The organism is Thalassospira sp. UBA1131 (genome assembly GCF_002311515.1).
Classification (GTDB): domain Bacteria; phylum Pseudomonadota; class Alphaproteobacteria; order Rhodospirillales; family Thalassospiraceae; genus Thalassospira.
Genome location: NZ_DCAO01000065.1, coordinates 51,844 through 69,403, shown reverse-complemented (window position 1 = coordinate 69,403; position 17,560 = coordinate 51,844). Strand labels below are relative to the sequence as shown.

The window sequence follows — 17,560 nt, the reverse complement described above, 5'->3', positions numbered from 1 at the left end:
CGGGGATGATAGGCTGCTGCCATGCGTCAGGATGTCGTTGATCTTCACCGTTTTTATGCCAGCAGTATCGGACAAGCCGCCCGGCGTCTGATCCGCAGGCGTTTGCGCGTCATGTGGTCGGATGTCCGGGGCATGCGGGTCCTTGGTTTTGGCTATGCCACGCCGTACTTGCGCCCGTTTATTGGTGAGGCGGAGCGTGTCATGGCCTTCATGCCAGCCCAGCAGGGCTGCGTTCATTGGCCTGCGGGTGAAGACAACCGTGTGGCGCTGACCGAAGAAACCATGTTGCCGCTGCCAGACAGTTCGGTGGATCGCATTCTGGTCGTGCATCTGGTCGAACATACGGACTCGATGCGTCGCCTGATGCGCGAATGCTGGCGGGTGCTGACGCCTAATGGCCGGATTGTTGTGGTGACACCCAACCGAAGCTCGCTCTGGTCATGGTCGGAAAAAACGCCCTTTGGCTATGGCCATCCCCATAGCGTCTCACAGCTGCAAAACCTGCTGCGCGAAAACATGTTCCTGCCGATCCAGCACAGCCGCGCACTTTTCATGCCGCCGACCAATATGCGCCTTTTGCTGCGCTGGTCGCAGGTGTTTGAAAATATCGGATCGCGCCTGTTCAAGGCCTTTGCCGGTGTCTCGATTGTCGAAGCCGGCAAACAGCTTTACGCCAGCTCCGGCACGCCACAGCGCAAACGCCGTCTCGTGCATATCCCGGTGACGGTGCCGCCACTGCGTCCGGCCGATGGCAATCAACAGCACCGTGTGTCGCACGACCAGAACGACGCGTGCCAAAACAGCCCGTCGGACGAAGACAAACCTGCTCAGCCGTCCACCTCAGACCAGTAAGTCTGCAAAATCACAGCATGTTTTGTTACATGATGATAATTGACAGGCACGCTATGGTTGTCTGCATAATAACATCATGTCATTCAAATCTGTTTTGCGAAACACAGTCAGGTTTACCGGGCGCGCGCTGTTTGTCGGCGCGCTGCTTCTGCCATTGCACGCCGTCGCAGAGCCGGTGCAAGACAGCAACATGCCCCGCACCATTACGCTTTACGCCGAAGACAGCAACGCACCCTATGCGTTTCTCGATGGGGTGAGCCCCGAAGGCATTTATGTCCGCATCTTGCAGGAAGCATTTGATCGTCTGCCGGGCTATCAGCTCGATATTGTCAATGTGCCGTTTCGCCGCGGGATGGAGCTGCTTAAGGATGGCAAGATCATGGGGTTCTTTCCGCCTTACGCGCGCGGGGATCGCGACTGGATCGAACGCTATTCCATCCCGATCCTGCGCGAAACCGTCGTGGCAATCTGCAGCAAGGATTACACGCAAAGCAATGATCTGAAGCGCTTCCCGGATGATTTCAAAGGGGCACGTTTTGCCAACAACGCCGGATATCGTCTGGCTGGGCCTGCATTCTTTGACATGGTCGAGGCCGGCGAGATTACCCTTGAAGAAGCCAACACCACCGCCAGCAATCTGCGTTTTCTGATGGCCGGTCGTGTCGATTGTTATGTCAATGAACGCATGGCCATTCTGGCCGGGATGCGCGAACTGGCTGTCGACAAGGCAGTCGCCCGCCTGTTTGACGAGGCCGCGGTCATCGGGCACGAATTTGGCTATGTTGCCTATGGCCCGGACCCGGAAGGCAAATGGCCCTATCGCGACCAGTTTGCCAGCGCCCTTGATCGCGTGCTCAGTGACATGCTCGCCAGCGGCGAGATCGACCGGCTGGTTGTGTCCTATTTCTCTTATTGATATCGCCAGCCATATCCTGCGGGGCGTCTGACCGGCGTACAAAAAAACAGGCCACCGAATGTCGGTGGCCTGTTTCAATATCGGGCAGATCAAGATCAGGACGTCTTAGTGTTCGACGTCGCGCCAGATCTTGCGTTTGACCGCATACAGCATTGCCGTCAGAACCAGCAGGAACAGGATCACTTTCATGCCAAGCGCCTTGCGGGCTTCAAGCTCCGGCTGTGCCGTCCAGTTCAGGAAGGCGGTCACATCACGTGCATGCTGTTCCAGGGTCATCGGGGTGCCATCCGTGTACTCGACCGCTTCATCATAAAGCGGCGGTGCCATGGAGATCTGATGACCCGGGAAGTAGTGGTTGTAATATTTCCCGTCCGCAAGGTCGAAGCCCTCTGGTGCTTCTTCCTCATAGCCGGTCAGAAGGCCGAACACATAGTCCGGGCCACCGACACGGGCTTTGGTCATCAACGAAAGGTCCGGCGGAATGGCGCCGCCATTGGCAGCCGCAGCCGCCTTTTCGTTGGGGAACGGAGACGGGAAGTAATCCGAAGCAAGACCCGGACGGGTGAACATGTCACCATCGTCATTCGGACCGTCTTCGATGTCATACTCGGCCGCAATCGCCTTGATCTGGTCTTCGTTGAACCCAATGCCTTCAAGGTTACGGAAGGCAATGAAGCGCAGGCTGTGACAACCGGCACAGATGTTCTTGTAGACCTGGAATCCACGCTGCAGCTGGGCACGGTCATAAGTGCCAAACAGACCCTGCCAGCTCCAATCCTGTGCCGCAGGAGCCGGCTGATCGCCGGCAGCCTTGGCTGCACCACCAGTGAATGCGGTTACCGCGAAGGCGGCAGCAATTGCGGTCAGTGCGAACTTACGCATTTGCACCCTCCTTCAAAACAGATTCGCTGATGCTTGCAGGAAGCGGCTTGGTTCGTTCCATTTTTCCAACCAACGGCATGACCACAAGGAAGTGTGCGAAGTAATACAGCGTCGAAAGCTGACCCATCACGATGACTTTCAGACCCGGAATACCCAGGAAGTAGTCATCCGGTGCCTTCGCCCCGCAATAGCCGAGGATGAAGGTATCGATCACAAACAGCCAGAAGAACCATTTGTAAACCGGACGGAATTTCGAGCTGCGCACCTTGGAGGTATCAAGCCACGGAATAACGAACAGGATCATGATCGAGGCAAACATCGCCAGCACGCCAAGCAGTTTTGCCGGGATGCCAAAGATGGTGAAGTCGATCGACCGCAGGATCGCATAGAACGGCAGGAAGTACCATTCCGGCACGATGTGCGGCGGTGTGACCAGCGGGTTCGCCGGGATGTAGTTATCCGGGTGGCCCAGGAAGTCAGGTGCAAAGAACACAAACACCGAGAAGAAGATCAGGAACACGCCCATGCCGTACAGATCCTTGATCGTGTAGTACGGATGGAACGGAATGGCATCCGCCGGGGTCTTGATCTCAACACCGGTCGGGTTGTTCGAGCGCACGGTATGCAGTGCCCAGACATGCAGGACAACAAGGCCCAGAATGACGAACGGCATCAGATAGTGCAGCGAGAAGAACCGGTTCAGCGTCGGGTTATCAACCGAGAACCCACCCCAAAGCCAGGTCACCAGCGGATCACCGATGATCGGGAAGGCAGAGAACAGGTTGGTAATAACCGTCGCACCCCAGAAGGACATCTGGCCCCACGGCAGGACATAGCCCATGAACGCGGTTGCCATCATCGCAAGCAGGATCAGGATACCGATCCACCACAACATCTCGCGGGGTGCTTTGTATGACCCGTAATACAGGCCACGGAAAATGTGAATGAACACAACGATGAAGAACATCGAAGCGCCGTTCATATGGATATAGCGGATCAGCCAGCCATAGTTCACATCACGCATGATGCGCTCGACCGACTCAAAGGCCATATCGGTATGGGGGGTGTAGTTCATCACCAGGAAAATACCGGTGAGGATCATCGTCACCAGAACAAAACCGGCCAGGGAACCGAAGTTCCACATATAGGACAGGTTTTTCGGGGTCGGATATTCGTATGCAGAGTGGTGCAACATGGAGATGACCGGAAGACGGTCGTCAACCCACTTGACCACTTTGTTGTTCCACTGAGGTGCGCTCATAAACCTGCTCCTTACCCGATCCGGACCGACGTGTCGGTCAGGAATTCATATTCCGGAACGACAAGGTTCAACGGCGCGGGGCCGCGGCGGATACGGCCCGACGTATCATAGTGCGAGCCATGGCATGGGCAGTACCAGCCATCATAATCACCACGGGTTTCGCCTGTGGCTGTGCCCATCGGAATGCAGCCCAGATGGGTGCAGACGCCGACGACGACCAGCCACTCTTTCTTTTCGACACGCGCATCGTCGGTCTGCGGATCGACGAGTTCGTTCAATGCGACGTCTTCGGCCTCATTGATTTCGCGTTCGGTACGATGGCGGATGAAGACAGGTTTGCCTCGCCACATGACCTTAATTGCCTGACCAACCGGGATGTTGGCCAGATTAACCTCAACCGAGGCAAGTGCGAGAACGTCCTTGGACGGGTTCATGCTGTCCACGAACGGCAACAACGCGCAACCAACGCCAACGGCGCCAACTGCTGTGGTCGCCAAGGTCAGGAAATCCCTGCGGTTCTCGTCCGGCTGGTGTTCGCCGGAGGAATGCACCGTTTGCGACATAATTAATCCCTCTTTCTGCCCCCAAAACAGGCATGCGGAATGCCAAACCAAGACTTAGGGCATTCATGTTTACATTCCATTGATGAAAATCAAACAATCTTGCCGCTAAAAGCCCTTAGGCCTGTTTGACGGTCCGTATACTAACAAAAATTCGGTTTGTTAAGGAGAACTTGGAGTTGCAAATTGTTTGCATTCAACAAGATCATTGGGTTTTGCGCTGCACAATTCGGTAAAACATAGCGTAATTGCGGGTATCCCGCCCTTTGTGCGCCAAGGACTTGTGGCTTTAGTTCTTCATATTCCAAAAAAGTCTAATAGCGGCGTTAACGGGTAATTATATGTCGCTGATGAACTGATTCGACATTTGTTCACCAACGATTCTAAAAGAAGCCATGAGAATTTGTTTATTCGAACCCGACATCCCGCAAAACACCGGCACCATTCTGCGCATGGCGGCCTGTTTTGGCCTGCCGGTCGATATCATCGAACCGTGCGGCTTTCTTTTGACGTCGGGTGCGCTTAAGCGCGCCGGGATGGATTATCTCGAAAAGGCCGATTATATACGCCATGCCGACTGGCGCGCCTTTGTCGAGGCCCGCCAGGAGGGAACGGTGCCGGGGCGTCTGGTCTTGCTGACGACCAAGGGGGCCGAACCCTATTGCGATTTTGAATTTCGCGCCGATGATATCCTGATGCTGGGTTCCGAAAGCAAAGGGGTGCCTGACAGCGTCCATGACTATGTCGATGCCCGCGTCGTCATTCCGATGAAGCCGCAAATGCGCTCGCTAAATGTCGCCATGGCAACCGCAATGACATTGGGCGAAGCGCTCCGACAGACCGATGGCTTTCCCGCAAGCCGACCGAGTGAATGAACCAAGTGAGTAACGCAATGACGGACGCAAAAATTGCTGCAAACCAGGCAATGAAGACGAGCACCGACCATAAGGTCGACGATGCCGTGATTGCCAAACGCAAACAGATCGCCCGGGACTGGTTCCGCCAATTGCGTGATGACATTTGCGCCAGTTACGAGGCGCTTGAGGACAGCTACCAAGGACCGCTTTCCGACCGCGCACCGGGGCGGTTCGAGCGCACCGTATGGGAACGCGGCGAAAATGAAGGTGGCGGCGAGATGTCGGTCATGAAGGGCCGGGTGTTTGAAAAGGTCGGGGTCAATATCTCGGTCGTGCATGGCGAATTTTCCGAAAAATTCCGCAAGGAAATCCCCGGTGCCGATGAAAACCCTAACTTCTGGGCCGCGGGCATTTCACTGGTCGCCCATCCATGCTCGCCCCATGTGCCGGCCGTGCACATGAACACGCGCCACATCGTCACCACCAAGGCATGGTTTGGCGGTGGTGCCGATCTGACCCCTGTCTTCCCGCAGGAAAAAGACACCGCTGATTTCCATGGCGCGCTTAAATCCGCCTGCGATGCCCATGGTGATGACTATTACGACCGGTTCAAAAAGTGGTGTGATGAATATTTCTGGCTGCCCCACCGTAACGAGCCACGCGGGGTTGGCGGCATTTTCTATGACTATCTCGATGCTAACTGGGATGCCGATTTCGCCTTCACCCAGGATGTCGGGCGGGCTTTCCGCGATATCTATCCCGAACTGGTCAAACGCCACTACAACAAGCCCTGGACCGATGACGAACGCCGCGCCCAACTGATCAAGCGCGGCCGTTATGTCGAGTTCAACCTGCTCCATGATCGCGGCACGCGCTTTGGTCTGATGACCGGCGGCAACACCGAAGCCATCCTGATGTCGCTCCCGCCCGAAGCCAACTGGCCATAACGCCTTACACCGTCATCCCGCGCAGGCGGTCTCGTGCAATTGCGTGCGGCCCCACAGTCGAAGGCGGCAAAAGCTTTAACCTGCGCTGTTGTCCGCCTCTGGTAATTCCCCCAGATGGCGCTTCATCCACTGGACTTCTTCGGAGGCGGTTCGGCCAAAGTGGCGTTTGAATTCTCTGCTGAATTGAGATGGGCTGACATAGCCGACCGCATTGGCGACTTCTGCAATCGTCTGTCCGTGCCGTGCCAGCAACAGGCGCGCCTCATGCAGGCGCATCGATTTTATGTACTGGATTGGGCTGCTGCCAAGTAACCTGCGAAAATGCGCATGGTAGGATGGTATGCTCATTCCCGCCTGCTGCGCCAGATCGGCAATCGTCAGCGGCTTGGTGAAATTCTCGCGCACATAACCAAGACTGCGCAAAATCCTTTCCGCATTGCCGCGCTGGGTCAGGGCCGCAATCATTTTTGCCCCTTGCGGGCCGCTTAGAATGCGAAAATACAATTCCCGCAACAGGCCATCGCCAAGGGCGGCGGTTTCAACAGGGTTTTGCAGGACCTGCAACAACCTGCGCAAAACATCCTGCATCTGTGCATCAATCTTGCTTGATATCAGGCTTTCAGCCTCGGGCAGGGTGGCTGGCGCGTCCCCGTATCGTTCAAGCGTGTCGATCAACTCGGCTACCAGCCGCATGTCAAAATCAAGATAAATCGCCAGCAACGGGCGCTCTGGGCTGGCATCTGATTCCATGCGAAACGGCACCGGTACCGAAACGGCCAGATAATGGGCCTCGTCATAGACAAAGACCTCACCATCGCGCACACCGCGCTTGCTGCCCTGACAGACAAACACAACACCTGGCTGATACAGGACCGGCACATTGTGCAGCACGCTCTCACTGCGCAGCACACGCAACCCTTTGATTGGTTGGTGGTTATATCCTTCCTTGGGCGCAAGTGCGGCAGCAAGCCGGACAAGGTCGGGGCGATCCTGTGTCGTCATCGGTGCCTTTCATAGGATTAGGCAATAATTGCAGCCTAAATGGCGTAGATGTGTCGATGTTTTGATAATATTTGACATTTTGTCTTCTTATCAAGCCAACAAATGGATCCCATCTTATGACCAAACGATTTTTCATTACCGGTGCCAATTCCGGTTTCGGCTTTGCCATCGCCAAAGCAGCCCTTGCCGCAGGACATGACGTCATCGGGACAGTGCGTTCCGATCAGGCCCATGACAAGCTGAAGGCGGAATTACCCGATATCCGCATGGTACGCCTGAACGTCACTGATTTCGACGCCATCCCCAAAACAGTGGCCCGGGCGGAGGATGATTTCGGCCCGGTTGATGTTCTGATCAACAATGCGGGGTACGGCCATGAAGGCGTGCTTGAAGAATCCCCGATGGATGAACTTAAACGCCAGTTTGACGTCAATGTCTTTGGCGCCACGGCGGTGGCCAAGGCCTTTCTGCCGCGCTTTCGCGAACGCCGGGCCGGTTTTATCGTCAATGTTACCTCGATGGGTGGGCTGATCACCATGCCTGGCATTGCCTATTACTGTGGCAGCAAATTCGCATTGCAGGGCATTTCCGAAGTCATGCGCGCTGAAATGGCCCCGTTTGGGGTGCACGTCACGGCCCTGTGTCCCGGTTCCTTCAGGACCGATTGGGCAGGGCGTTCGATGGTGCGAACTGATCGTTCAATATCGGATTACGATAGCCTGTTCGAACCGATCCGGCAGGCGCGCCGCGAAAAAAGCGGCAAGCAACTGGGCGACCCGGACAAGCTGGCGGCGGCCGTTCTTGAATTGATCAAGATGGATAACCCGCCGACCCAGTTGCTGATGGGCAGTGACGCCTATCAACTGGTGACAGACAAACTGACCCGCATGAAGGAAGAGATCACCAGATACAAAGACCTGACCACATCCACAGACGGCTAGGCACTGAAAGCCGCGCGCCACCCGATCAAACACATGCGGGTGGCGCCGGGCCGTTGGCCTTAAGGCTGTATGGATTCCCGCCGTCGCGGGAATGACGGTGGTTCTCCGCGTCCATTTTTTGACGTCATCCCCGCGCAGGCGGGGATCTCGTGTTGCTTGCTCCGACCGCGCTATCGAATTCTATCGGCCAATCGCGTCATAAGGTCCATGCGCTCATGGAAAATCGCCACGACCAATGCGGGCGCATTTTCGCGCGGAAGACAAAAGACGTAATGTTGCGCGCAGCGCATCATCCGAAGATTCGGGAAAAGTTCGCTCATGTCATGGAATGAACCACGCCCGGCGACAAGATCATCAATGCCCTTTTCCAGCGTGGCGACATAGCGCCGCACTTGTGCTGGGCCCCATTCCTTGTTGGTATATCGAATGATCCCGCGCAGATCGGCTTCTGCCTCTGCGCTAAGGACATACCCCGTCACGCAGGCTTCTCGCTCAGTTCTTCCTCAAGAATTTCAGAGATATTTTTGGACGAAACGTTCCCCGCAACCCCATCTTCGATGCGGTTTTCGAGTAAGGTTTTCAGCTCCATCCATGCCTTGTCGGCATTGGCATCGTCCGGGAATAACCGCTCGAGTGCGTATTGCTTGATGGTCTTGCCCTGCAAGGCGGCCGTCGCCTTCAGGCTTTGATGCTGCTGGTCGGTGATGTCGATCGTCAAGCGGCTCATAGGGCAATCTCCCAACAAATGTACAAACCCACATTACCACATATGTGGGTTTGTTGCTATGGCCTGATCCTGTTCATCAAGCGGACGTTTTTCCCGCGGTGTCTGCCATTATTTGCCACGCGCAGCAAAAATCCGCCCGATGGTATTAAGCAATATCTGGGCGGCCAGAATGGCGGTTGTCCCGGTGTGATCGTAATCCGGCGCGACTTCGACCAGATCAATGCCAACGATATCGCCGCGCTTGGCAAGGCCTGCGATGATTTCCAGCACGTCATAATATAGGAACCCGCCATGGCTTGGCGTGCCGGTGCCGGGCGCAATTGACGGATCAAACCCGTCAATATCAATCGTCAGGTAGTATCGCTTTCCGGCCGGAATGCGTTCCAGAACACCCTCGACGCCAAGCTTGCGCACTTGCCGCACGGACAGGATGTCTGATCCCTGCGCGCGGGCATAGTCATAGCCCTCCTTGGCGGTCGAGGACACATTGCGAATGCCAAGTTGGGTCATGCCTGATACCCACGGCTTTTCAATTGCCCTGCGCATCGGGTTGCCATGGCCATTGCGTACCCCGTGGCGTTCGTCAACGAAATCGAGATGGGCGTCAAACTGCACCACATGCACCGGTTCCTGATCGGAAAAGGCATTGATGCAGGGGATGTTGATCGAATGATCGCCGCCCAGAACCACGGGCAGGGCGTTTGCTGCCAAAATCTTGCGCACGCCAAACTCGATATTGGCGTGGCTGTTGATCGTGTTGGTGTGAATGATATCGGCATCGCCAATATCGACCATCCGAACCCCTTCAAGATAGGTCACGTCATCTTCATGGTCATAGGCCCCTGCATGGCCAAAGGCAAAAAGCGTCGATGCCTCGCGAATGCCGCGCGGGCCAAACCGCGCACCGGATCGCCACTGGGTGCCGAAATCAAACGGCGCACCAAGGATGGCAACATCGGCGTCAATCGCATCCCAGTTTTCGACATAGGGGCTTTTGGAAAAGGTCGAAATCCCCACGAAGGGCAGGTTCAACCGCCCGCTGTTATAGCCATGCTCAGACATGAAAATCCCCTGTCGAAAGTGGTGCGCGCAAACCACCACTCTAGGGGACGGACCGCCTGTGATACAGCAAAACAATTCAGGTGCTTGGCGGCACTCAGGTCTCGTTGGTTAGCCGATTGTTTAAAAGGAGGGGGCGGCCGGTTGACGGGACTCTAACCAAGATAACAATCCGCAAAATGTCACATCTCAGTAAAAGTACGGTCCAGGGATTGCAGAAGCGGCTCGAGAAGATAGTCCAAAAAAGTACGATAACCGGTTCGGATAATGACTTCGGCTGTCATCCCGGGATACAGCTCAACATGGTTAGGAAGGTTGGTCATCGCATCTCTCGATATAAGTATGCGTGCCAGAAAGTATTTTCTTTGTTCGTCTTCGCTGGTTTGCGCATCAGCAGAAACCCAGGCGACTTTCCCGGGTATACTGGGTGTGTTTCGGCGAGAGTAAGCTGATAGAAAAACGTCTGCCTCTAGCCCCGCTTTGACCGAATCAATATCAAGCGGAGATATTTGTGCCTCGATGACTAGTTCTTCACCGGAAGGAACAATGTCAAGCAATGGCTCTGCGGGACCGATGACCCCCCCGATTGTTTTGATTTTTTGATCAATCACCACGCCATCGACGGGAGCATGGATCTTTGTTCTTTCAAGTGTATCTTTTGCCTCTGCAATCTTTGTTTCCGAATCAATTATTTTGCCTTCCAGTTCTGCGATCTGGCTGTTGATTTCATCCAGTTTGTCTGTATCCAACTGGACAATTTCGAGGCGGGTTTGTCCGATCCGTTCCTTGGCGCTGGCGATGGCGGTCAAGTTCTCGCCCAAAGTGCCATTAATCTGAGCTTGCGTACGCTCCAATGCCAGAAGACGGGATTTGCGTTCCAATCCCTTGTCGAAAAGAGTTTGAACATCATCAATCTCTTCGCTGATAAGGCTCGCTTGGTCCTTAAGGCTTTTGTTCTGAATTTGCAGGCCCGCGATTTGTTGATCGAGCTGTTTGACGCGTTGACGCAGAATATCTTTCTGAGTGGCAACTGCATCCCGACCAGAAACGAAAATTGCTTTCTGCGCCTCCAGAGCATCGCGAACTGTGCGCGATTTTTCAATCTCTGTCAGAAGGCGCGGGTCAAACTGAATATGCTCAGATTTACTTCTTTCTGCCTGCAGTCGACCATGTTCGGCAAGATATTGCCAAAGCTTCGCCTGCTGGGTTGAGTAATCGGTTCGCGCTTTGACGTCTTCAAGTTCAAGCACGACATCGCCGGCTCGCACTTTATCGCCCTCACGCACGTTTATGCTTCTGACAATTCCACCTTCGAGATGTTGGATCGTTCTCCTGCTGCCATCCGGGCTAACGTTACCCGGTGCTATCGTGCTTCGAGCCAATGGCACCAAGGTTGACCAGACGCCAAATACCAGAACAAATATTGAAGTGCACCACCATCCCAAGCGAATTGAACGTTCAAGACCAAGACTGGCGTGGATATCGGAGAAATTCTCTCCCTTAAACATCGCTCCGCTCCTCGATTTTTTGCGCAGAAGAGCCAGCCGGTTTCATACGGTTCAGGATCTGATCTCGTGGTCCATAGGCAGAAATACATCCCTGATCCAAAACCAGAATCTGGTCAGCAAAGTTAAATAAACCGGTGTTGTGAACAGCCATGACGACTGTTGTTTGCCAGCTCTTGACGGCGGAAAGGATATTGCAAAGTGCGTTCATTCCGTCCGCATCAAGATTAGCGTTCGGCTCGTCAAGCACCAGGATTCGGGGTTTTCCTATAATCGCACGGGCCAAAGACACACGCTGTTGCTGTCCGCCAGACAATGGGCTGCCATCCTTGGTGAGCGCCGTTTTGTAACCTTGCGGCAAGGAAAGAATGAGCTCGTGAACACCGGCAAGTTTTGCAGCCTCTATAACCTCTTCGGCGCGATTGGGCATGAAGCGCGCAATATTTTGCTCCACAGTTCCCGGAAAGAATTCCGAATGTTGAGATACGTAGCCAACGTGAGGTGCGAGGGCTTCCGGATTCCAGTCGTTTAGTGTGGCGCCGTCAATTCGTATATTGCCGCCCCGCAGTGGCAGATATCCCAAAAGCGCTTTGCAAAGTGTGGTTTTGCCTGATCCGGATGCACCAACCACAGCAACCACTTGGCCAGCGGAAATAGGAAGGGATACCGCCGATAAAGTCGCCTTGGTGCGACCTGCCGGAACGTATGTAACCTGTTCAAACTGAATGTCGCCACGTGGCGCCGGGAGGGCGATCTTGTTCTCTGGTTCTGGATACCGATTTAGGAGGTCATTGATCTGTCTGGAAGTCTGGAATGCGATGGCGAATTGCCGCCATCCGTTAACCAATGCGTCAACTGGCGCAAGAGCACGATTGAGCAAAATTGAAACAGCAATAATCGCACCGGGTGTGATTTCCTGATTTGACGCAAGATAAGCTCCAATCCCCAGAGCGCCGATTTGGATCAGTGTGCGGCTGCCTTTTGTGAGGCCGGTGAACATCGCAGTGTAGAGCTCGGCAGGAAGTTTTAGCTTCAGTCCATTTATGGACAAGTTTTGCCAGAAGTCATGAACACGTGGCCATAAGGCCATCGACATTACAGTTGCGCCATTTTCGACAATTGCTGTGGCAAATCGATCGGATTGAGCTTCTGCAGCACGCCCTGTGGCGATGTTCTGTCTGACAGCTATACTGGAAGCGGCTGTAATTCCAGCCATTACAAGCACCGCCAGTACCGAGAATATTCCCAGAACCGGGTGAACAACCCAGACAATTCCGATAAACAGTAACAACCACGGCAGATCAAAAAGTGCGCAAAATGCCCCCCCGGAGAGGCATTTGCGGACAGTCTCAAGCTCGTTGACGGGACGATTGCTGACGTTACGCCCTGCTGCACTGGATTGAATGCACGCAAACAGCACCTTCGATCGGAGCGCGAACATCAATTGATGCCCCACTTTGATCAAGACATGTGTACGTACGGTGTCCAGCAGAGTATTTAAGGCAATAGCACCTGCTGCGATAAGGCTCAGAAAAAGAAGTGTTTCCAGATGACGTGTAGGTATAACCCGATCATACACCTGCATCATGTATATCGGAACCGTTAGTACAAGCAGGTTGATTACCATGCTAAACAGAAAAACTTTGATAGCAACTGACCGGAATTGCTTGAACTCCTCGCGGAGAGCAGGAGTAATTGAAACAGGTTTGAACATAATCGGGTTTGTCTTTTGATCCACTACGGTTCAGTAAATACAAAATGGGCAGCATTTTTCTGCATCACTCCGGCTTTGCCTTCCGGAGAAACGAGCAGCGCACTTTTTTCTGAAAGATGAGGGCTGACAGGTTTTGTGTTTATACAAAAAACTCGAAGCGTTTTCTTTCTGATGAAAACTTAATCGACAAGCTATGTTGCCAACCATTTCGGTATTATCTTGTGAGGCATACCGTGGATGATATGAGATAGCACACTCCCCGCCACTGACTTTGTACTCGGGGAGTGTGCACCTAAGCCGAGAACTTAGAGGAGGCCGGTAAGATCAACACCTTGTCCGTTCTCATCAAACAAGTATTCTACGACATTGTCTCCACCAAGGAAGAAGTCCTCGATAACAAGTCCACTGTCCATTTGTTGATCCGAGTAGTCGGCAGCGGTGGTGATTTTCAGGTTGTCTCCTTCCCGGATAACCACCAATTCACTCAAACTGGCATCTTTAAACCAGATTAGATCCGTGCCGCCGCCAAAGCCGGTTTGCCCAGTCGGTGATTTGTCGTCATTGATGGTGTCGATACCCCCAGTGCTGTGGGTGTAGTGGTACTGATCATCTCCCAGGCCTCCCCAAAGCCGGTCATTTCCTGCGCCGCCATCAAGAACATCATTGCCATTTTGGCCATTCAGGACGTCAATCCCATCACCGCCTTCTAAACGGTCGTTACCATCGTCGCCCAAAAGAACGTCATTCCCGCCTTTGCCCTCAATCCAATCATCGCCGGCACCGCCAGAAATGTGATCGACATATTGGTTGCCTTGGATGTGGTTGTTCAAAGCGTTACCGATAATCCGGTTTCCTGTCTCAGAGCCTGTTGGCGTAAGTGTCGATGTATAGTTGACTTCATTTTCTTCGAAAAAGTGGTATCCCATTGTCCAATCTCCTGTGATTTCAACTATTTAGAATTGTTATGTTTTTAGGCGCCCCAAGAGTTGAGAAAACTTTACGTGGCATCGGAAACGCGACGCAAGAAATTTTACAACTTTAAATATTAATTGTTATTTTGTTTATGACTATAGGTATAGTACTCGAAGAGCTTTTGAGTGTTTGCTCCTGCAAAGGAGGGAGGGGTATTCGTATCAGTACAGTCTCTGAACGGATGGTTTTTGTCTCAATGACTCGAATGCAGCTGAAAAGAGTTAGGGAAATCAGGCGAGAACCATGTCTCACGTCTCGTTGATCAACCGATCAAGCAGTGTGGTGGTGGTATTGTTGACCGAGGCACCGGGCACCACCCAGTATCCGCGATCCGCGCGCGCCACTTCGCGTCCGATGACAACGAGGCTTCTCTGTTCAAAGTGGCGATCCACCAATCCGCGCCAGCCCAATGCCCCCTGTTCGGCAAGCCAGATTTCCCACGTCAGTCAGCGTAACTTGCCGGCGACTTCCAGATGCGAAAGCCGGGCACGGGCAAACTTGGCCGGATCATCAAATGCACGTTTTGCAAAGTGGTGTGCCATGTGTATCAGCACAGATAACGCATGGTGGCGAGATGGATCAAATCACTGCGTCATGTAAATGGGTACTGAAAGTACAAGCAGGTTGAGCACCACGCTGAACAGAAAAACGTTAACCGCAACGTGAGAGAACTGTTTGAGCCCATTGCGTAATACTGGTGTAACTGGAAGCAGGATTGGGCTTCATTGTAATATATCTTTTGCTCAGCTTGAGGCTCTTTGAGGGAGCATATTTTTCCTACACTTTCGATGTACTGCCTTGGTGTAGGAAAAAATAAGCCGGTCAGCATCCTGCCTGCCGGCTTGATGTCAGTACGCGCATATCTCGTCCGGTCATACTAGCTACTGACTTTCAGAAGATACAGGCATGCCAGTGAAAGGGTCTTCACCGAAAGTTTGCGCATATAATTGCGCCATGAACTTCAAATGTGCGATTTCATCAGGATCGGGCGCGGGCGGTTCTTGGCTGGACGAGCCGAATATTTCAGCATGCATTTCGCCGACCGTCGGGCGATTGCCTGCATCGTAGGTTACGACCTCAAGAGAGGCTCCGTAGCGTTCTTTCAGAGCCTGCGATACTTTTTGGCTGGCATAGTCGGCAAACGCGTCCCCTTTTAATCCTGTTTGCTCGGCATAAGCCACGGCCCTCTGAAATGCACCACCATCGGAAATTCGTGTTCCTGTGAAGCCACCATTCTCATCGATGGTTCCAACCAGTTCACCATTAAGACGAAAGGCTGTATGAACTTCTCGTGCGTTTTGAATAGCCAGTTGTGCTACGCTATCCTGTCGGAGCATTGCTCGCATGTAGCCTTTCTGCTGAGCAAGCCATTCGTCTTTCAGCTCACTTGGCAGCGAAGCCTCACCTTTCGGCAGGTCCGCCAATGGCATGGCAATACCATTTTGCAATGAGATACCTGTCAATTTAACCTCCTGATTTCTCATTTAGGTTGCATCTTACAGGCAAGTTTCGTGCCATTATTGTGGTTGATCAGTGCGCCCGGTTTAGAGGCAAAGCTCGAGAGCTTCAGGTGCTGCCCCGTAGGCCTGAAGGCAAGATAGGTCACGTCTCGTTGATCAGCCAATCAAGCAGGGTGGTGGTGGTATTGCTGACAGACGCACCCGGCACCACCCAGTATCCGCGATCGGCGCGCGCCACTTCGCGACCAACCGCAACGAGGCTGCCCTGTTCAAGGTGATGATCCACAAGCCCGCGCCAACCCAGTGCCACCCCCTGTTCGGCAAGGGCGGCCTGAATGACAAAGCCATAGGTATTCAGGCCAAGATCGCCCTGGGCGGGTTTGCGGGTAATTCCGTGATCGGCAAGCCAGCTTTCCCATGTCAGCCAGCGTGACTTGCCGGCGACTTCGAGATGCAAAAGCGGGGCACGGGCAAACTTGGCCGGATCGTCAAACGGTCCATAGCGTTCAAGAAAGCCCGGTGTGCAAACCGGCACGACCCGTTCGGGGATCAGAAGCTGTGCCGTATCTGGGAAATCATCCGCCGCCCCGAACAGCATGGCGGCATCGGTTTCGCGCGCCATCGCATCATCAAGGCCCTGGGATGCGATGATATGGACTTCGGCCTCGGGATGCAGGCGGCGGAAATCGGTTACGCGTGGCATCAGCCAGAAGGCGGCAAAACCGAAATCGGTAAAGATCCGCACCGCATGATCCTGCGTGGTGCGCCGGGTGTCGCACGCTGCCTTGTCGATACTCTCGACACTGGTTTTGACCGCCTCAAACAGGATTTCGCCCGCATCGGTCAATCGGCTGCCGCCTTGCGACCGGTGCAGCAGCGACACACCCAGCTGATCCTCGACCCGCTTGATCTGATAGGTCACCGCAGGTTGGCTCAAGCCCAGTTCATTGGCGGCCCGTGTCAGGCTGCCAAGCCGCCCGACCGCTTCAAAAATTCTTAGCCAGCCAATGTCGAGGGGTCTTCGCATTATAAAAATTCTTTATGGAAGTGATTAAAAAACACCGGGTTTCTTTGAAGGTTGATTTATGGATTTAATGTCGGTCACGCGATCAAGGTCAAGCGGATTAACGACAAGACCCGATAAAAGACACCCGAAAAGGGGCAGGAGTTTTGCGCTTGCTTTGTCTCGCACCAAACGACCCAGGGGTGCTTTTGTCGTCAATGCTGCCATCTCGGTGATCGGCGGATTGCACCCTGTGAAGGAGTGCATAATAAATGACGTCCCCGAATATTTTGATCCTGATGGCCGACCAGCTCAACGGGACCCTGTTCCCCGATGGTCCTGCGGATTTCCTCCATACGCCGCATTTGCGCAAGCTCGCCGAACGTTCGGCGCGTTTCCGCAATTGCTATACAGGCTCCCCACTTTGTGCGCCTGGACGGGCGTCGTTTATGGCCGGTCAGTTGCCCAATCGCACCCGGGTCTATGACAACGCGGCTGAGTTTTCATCAGACATTCCGACCTATGCCCATCACTTGCGCCGCGCAGGATATTACACCTGCCTGTCGGGCAAGATGCATTTCGTCGGCCCCGATCAGCTGCATGGTTTTGAAGAACGCCTGACCACCGATATCTACCCGGCCGATTTCGGCTGGACCCCGGATTACCGCAAACCCGGCGAACGCATTGACTGGTGGTATCATAATCTGGGCTCTGTCACCGGTGCCGGTGTCGCCGAGATTTCCAACCAGATGGAATATGATGACGAGGTCGCCTATAACGCGACGCACAAGATTTATGACCTGTCACGCGGGCATGATGAACGCCCTTGGTGCCTGACGGTCAGCTTCACCCATCCGCATGATCCGTATGTCGCGCGCAAGAAATTCTGGGATCTGTATGAA

19 protein-coding genes are annotated in these 17,560 nt (G+C 53.9%); 6 read left to right on the top strand and 13 right to left on the bottom strand.

The genetic code is table 11. The annotated features are described in order from the left end of the window. Window positions 1–21: 21 nt before the first annotated feature. Together B3Z49_RS10170 and B3Z49_RS10165 are read left to right on the top strand one after the other, a co-directional pair. Window positions 22–852, top strand: a complete 831-nt coding sequence (locus tag B3Z49_RS10170) for a methyltransferase domain-containing protein (protein WP_296990526.1) — start codon at window positions 22–24, stop codon at window positions 850–852. Between the two features lie 76 nt (window positions 853–928). After that, on the top strand, window positions 929–1,768 hold the full coding sequence (locus B3Z49_RS10165) for a substrate-binding periplasmic protein (RefSeq protein WP_296990524.1): 840 nt from the start codon (window positions 929–931) through the stop codon (window positions 1,766–1,768). Between the two features lie 105 nt (window positions 1,769–1,873). Here B3Z49_RS10165 and B3Z49_RS10160 read toward each other — a convergent pair whose 3' ends face one another. The 3 genes from B3Z49_RS10160 to petA are packed head-to-tail and all read right to left on the bottom strand — an operon-like array spanning window position 1,874 to window position 4,474. Then, window positions 1,874–2,650: a cytochrome c1 gene (locus B3Z49_RS10160; protein WP_296990523.1), complete on the bottom strand. Its 777-nt coding sequence runs from the start codon at window positions 2,648–2,650 to the stop codon at window positions 1,874–1,876. After that, window positions 2,643–3,911, bottom strand: coding sequence for a cytochrome b (locus tag B3Z49_RS10155; protein ID WP_296990521.1), 1,269 nt, complete (start codon window positions 3,909–3,911; stop codon window positions 2,643–2,645). The genes B3Z49_RS10160 and B3Z49_RS10155 overlap by 8 nt, the downstream gene beginning before the upstream one ends. Before the next feature lie 11 nt (window positions 3,912–3,922). Then, window positions 3,923–4,474, bottom strand: coding sequence for a ubiquinol-cytochrome c reductase iron-sulfur subunit (gene petA, locus B3Z49_RS10150; protein WP_008889443.1), 552 nt, complete (start codon window positions 4,472–4,474; stop codon window positions 3,923–3,925). A gap of 392 nt (window positions 4,475–4,866) precedes the next feature. On the opposite strand from petA, the gene B3Z49_RS10145 reads away from it, so the two are divergent. Both B3Z49_RS10145 and hemF read left to right on the top strand, forming a co-directional pair. Further along, window positions 4,867–5,346 (top strand): tRNA (cytidine(34)-2'-O)-methyltransferase, encoded by a 480-nt coding sequence (locus B3Z49_RS10145; protein WP_286791710.1) that lies wholly within the window; start codon window positions 4,867–4,869, stop codon window positions 5,344–5,346. A 50-nt stretch (window positions 5,347–5,396) separates the two neighbouring features. Next, complete coding sequence (hemF, locus tag B3Z49_RS10140; protein WP_296990518.1) at window positions 5,397–6,275, top strand: oxygen-dependent coproporphyrinogen oxidase; 879 nt, start codon at window positions 5,397–5,399, stop codon at window positions 6,273–6,275. Window positions 6,276–6,350: 75 nt separating this feature from the next. Here the strand turns inward: hemF and B3Z49_RS10135 are convergent, their stop codons facing one another. Continuing rightward, window positions 6,351–7,277, bottom strand: a complete 927-nt coding sequence (locus B3Z49_RS10135) for an AraC family transcriptional regulator (protein ID WP_296990516.1) — start codon at window positions 7,275–7,277, stop codon at window positions 6,351–6,353. Window positions 7,278–7,393: 116 nt separating this feature from the next. Between B3Z49_RS10135 and B3Z49_RS10130 the strand changes: the two genes are divergently transcribed. Continuing rightward, complete coding sequence (locus B3Z49_RS10130; RefSeq protein ID WP_296990514.1) at window positions 7,394–8,218, top strand: oxidoreductase; 825 nt, start codon at window positions 7,394–7,396, stop codon at window positions 8,216–8,218. A gap of 170 nt (window positions 8,219–8,388) precedes the next feature. Here the strand turns inward: B3Z49_RS10130 and B3Z49_RS10125 are convergent, their stop codons facing one another. The 9 genes from B3Z49_RS10125 to B3Z49_RS10085 form a co-directional block, all read right to left on the bottom strand. After that, window positions 8,389–8,697, bottom strand: a complete 309-nt coding sequence (locus B3Z49_RS10125) for a type II toxin-antitoxin system RelE/ParE family toxin (RefSeq protein ID WP_296990513.1) — start codon at window positions 8,695–8,697, stop codon at window positions 8,389–8,391. Further along, window positions 8,694–8,945, bottom strand: a complete 252-nt coding sequence (locus B3Z49_RS10120) for an antitoxin (protein WP_296990511.1) — start codon at window positions 8,943–8,945, stop codon at window positions 8,694–8,696. Before B3Z49_RS10120 ends, B3Z49_RS10125 begins: the two co-directional genes overlap by 4 nt. Before the next feature lie 108 nt (window positions 8,946–9,053). Continuing rightward, window positions 9,054–10,007 (bottom strand): agmatinase, encoded by a 954-nt coding sequence (gene speB / locus B3Z49_RS10115; protein ID WP_296990509.1) that lies wholly within the window; start codon window positions 10,005–10,007, stop codon window positions 9,054–9,056. 179 nt (window positions 10,008–10,186) lie between these two features. After that, the gene (locus B3Z49_RS10110) at window positions 10,187–11,512 is read right to left on the bottom strand and encodes an HlyD family type I secretion periplasmic adaptor subunit (RefSeq protein ID WP_296990507.1); all 1,326 of its coding nucleotides are present in this window, start codon (window positions 11,510–11,512) and stop codon (window positions 10,187–10,189) included. Beyond that, the gene (locus tag B3Z49_RS10105) at window positions 11,505–13,223 is read right to left on the bottom strand and encodes a type I secretion system permease/ATPase (protein ID WP_296990506.1); all 1,719 of its coding nucleotides are present in this window, start codon (window positions 13,221–13,223) and stop codon (window positions 11,505–11,507) included. The genes B3Z49_RS10110 and B3Z49_RS10105 overlap by 8 nt, the downstream gene beginning before the upstream one ends. A 305-nt stretch (window positions 13,224–13,528) precedes the next feature. Then, window positions 13,529–14,149, bottom strand: coding sequence for a calcium-binding protein (locus B3Z49_RS10100; protein WP_296990504.1), 621 nt, complete (start codon window positions 14,147–14,149; stop codon window positions 13,529–13,531). 294 nt (window positions 14,150–14,443) lie between these two features. Next, window positions 14,444–14,587 (bottom strand): hypothetical protein, encoded by a 144-nt coding sequence (locus B3Z49_RS10095; protein WP_296990502.1) that lies wholly within the window; start codon window positions 14,585–14,587, stop codon window positions 14,444–14,446. Window positions 14,588–15,076: 489 nt separating this feature from the next. Then, window positions 15,077–15,679, bottom strand: a complete 603-nt coding sequence (locus B3Z49_RS10090; protein WP_296990501.1) for a hypothetical protein — start codon at window positions 15,677–15,679, stop codon at window positions 15,077–15,079. 118 nt (window positions 15,680–15,797) lie between these two features. Further along, window positions 15,798–16,682, bottom strand: coding sequence for a choline sulfate utilization transcriptional regulator (locus B3Z49_RS10085; protein ID WP_296990499.1), 885 nt, complete (start codon window positions 16,680–16,682; stop codon window positions 15,798–15,800). Between the two features lie 248 nt (window positions 16,683–16,930). On the opposite strand from B3Z49_RS10085, the gene B3Z49_RS10080 reads away from it, so the two are divergent. Next, window positions 16,931–17,560 (top strand): sulfatase-like hydrolase/transferase (locus B3Z49_RS10080; protein WP_296990497.1); only part of this gene is annotated, 630 nt, incomplete at its 3' end.

Coding starts and splice junctions, on each gene's coding strand:
- B3Z49_RS10135 (WP_296990516.1), bottom strand. CDS start 7,277: ATGACGACACAGGATCGCCCCGACCTTGTCCGGCTTGCTGCCGCACTT.
- B3Z49_RS10110 (WP_296990507.1), bottom strand. CDS start 11,512: ATGTTTAAGGGAGAGAATTTCTCCGATATCCACGCCAGTCTTGGTCTT.
- B3Z49_RS10160 (WP_296990523.1), bottom strand. CDS start 2,650: ATGCGTAAGTTCGCACTGACCGCAATTGCTGCCGCCTTCGCGGTAACC.
- B3Z49_RS10145 (WP_286791710.1), top strand. CDS start 4,867: ATGAGAATTTGTTTATTCGAACCCGACATCCCGCAAAACACCGGCACC.
- B3Z49_RS10155 (WP_296990521.1), bottom strand. CDS start 3,911: ATGAGCGCACCTCAGTGGAACAACAAAGTGGTCAAGTGGGTTGACGAC.
- B3Z49_RS10170 (WP_296990526.1), top strand. CDS start 22: ATGCGTCAGGATGTCGTTGATCTTCACCGTTTTTATGCCAGCAGTATC.
- B3Z49_RS10120 (WP_296990511.1), bottom strand. CDS start 8,945: ATGAGCCGCTTGACGATCGACATCACCGACCAGCAGCATCAAAGCCTG.
- speB (WP_296990509.1), bottom strand. CDS start 10,007: ATGTCTGAGCATGGCTATAACAGCGGGCGGTTGAACCTGCCCTTCGTG.
- petA (WP_008889443.1), bottom strand. CDS start 4,474: ATGTCGCAAACGGTGCATTCCTCCGGCGAACACCAGCCGGACGAGAAC.
- B3Z49_RS10130 (WP_296990514.1), top strand. CDS start 7,394: ATGACCAAACGATTTTTCATTACCGGTGCCAATTCCGGTTTCGGCTTT.
- hemF (WP_296990518.1), top strand. CDS start 5,397: ATGAAGACGAGCACCGACCATAAGGTCGACGATGCCGTGATTGCCAAA.
- B3Z49_RS10100 (WP_296990504.1), bottom strand. CDS start 14,149: ATGGGATACCACTTTTTCGAAGAAAATGAAGTCAACTATACATCGACA.
- B3Z49_RS10165 (WP_296990524.1), top strand. CDS start 929: ATGTCATTCAAATCTGTTTTGCGAAACACAGTCAGGTTTACCGGGCGC.
- B3Z49_RS10085 (WP_296990499.1), bottom strand. CDS start 16,682: ATGCGAAGACCCCTCGACATTGGCTGGCTAAGAATTTTTGAAGCGGTC.
- B3Z49_RS10105 (WP_296990506.1), bottom strand. CDS start 13,223: ATGTTCAAACCTGTTTCAATTACTCCTGCTCTCCGCGAGGAGTTCAAG.
- B3Z49_RS10090 (WP_296990501.1), bottom strand. CDS start 15,679: ATGAGAAATCAGGAGGTTAAATTGACAGGTATCTCATTGCAAAATGGT.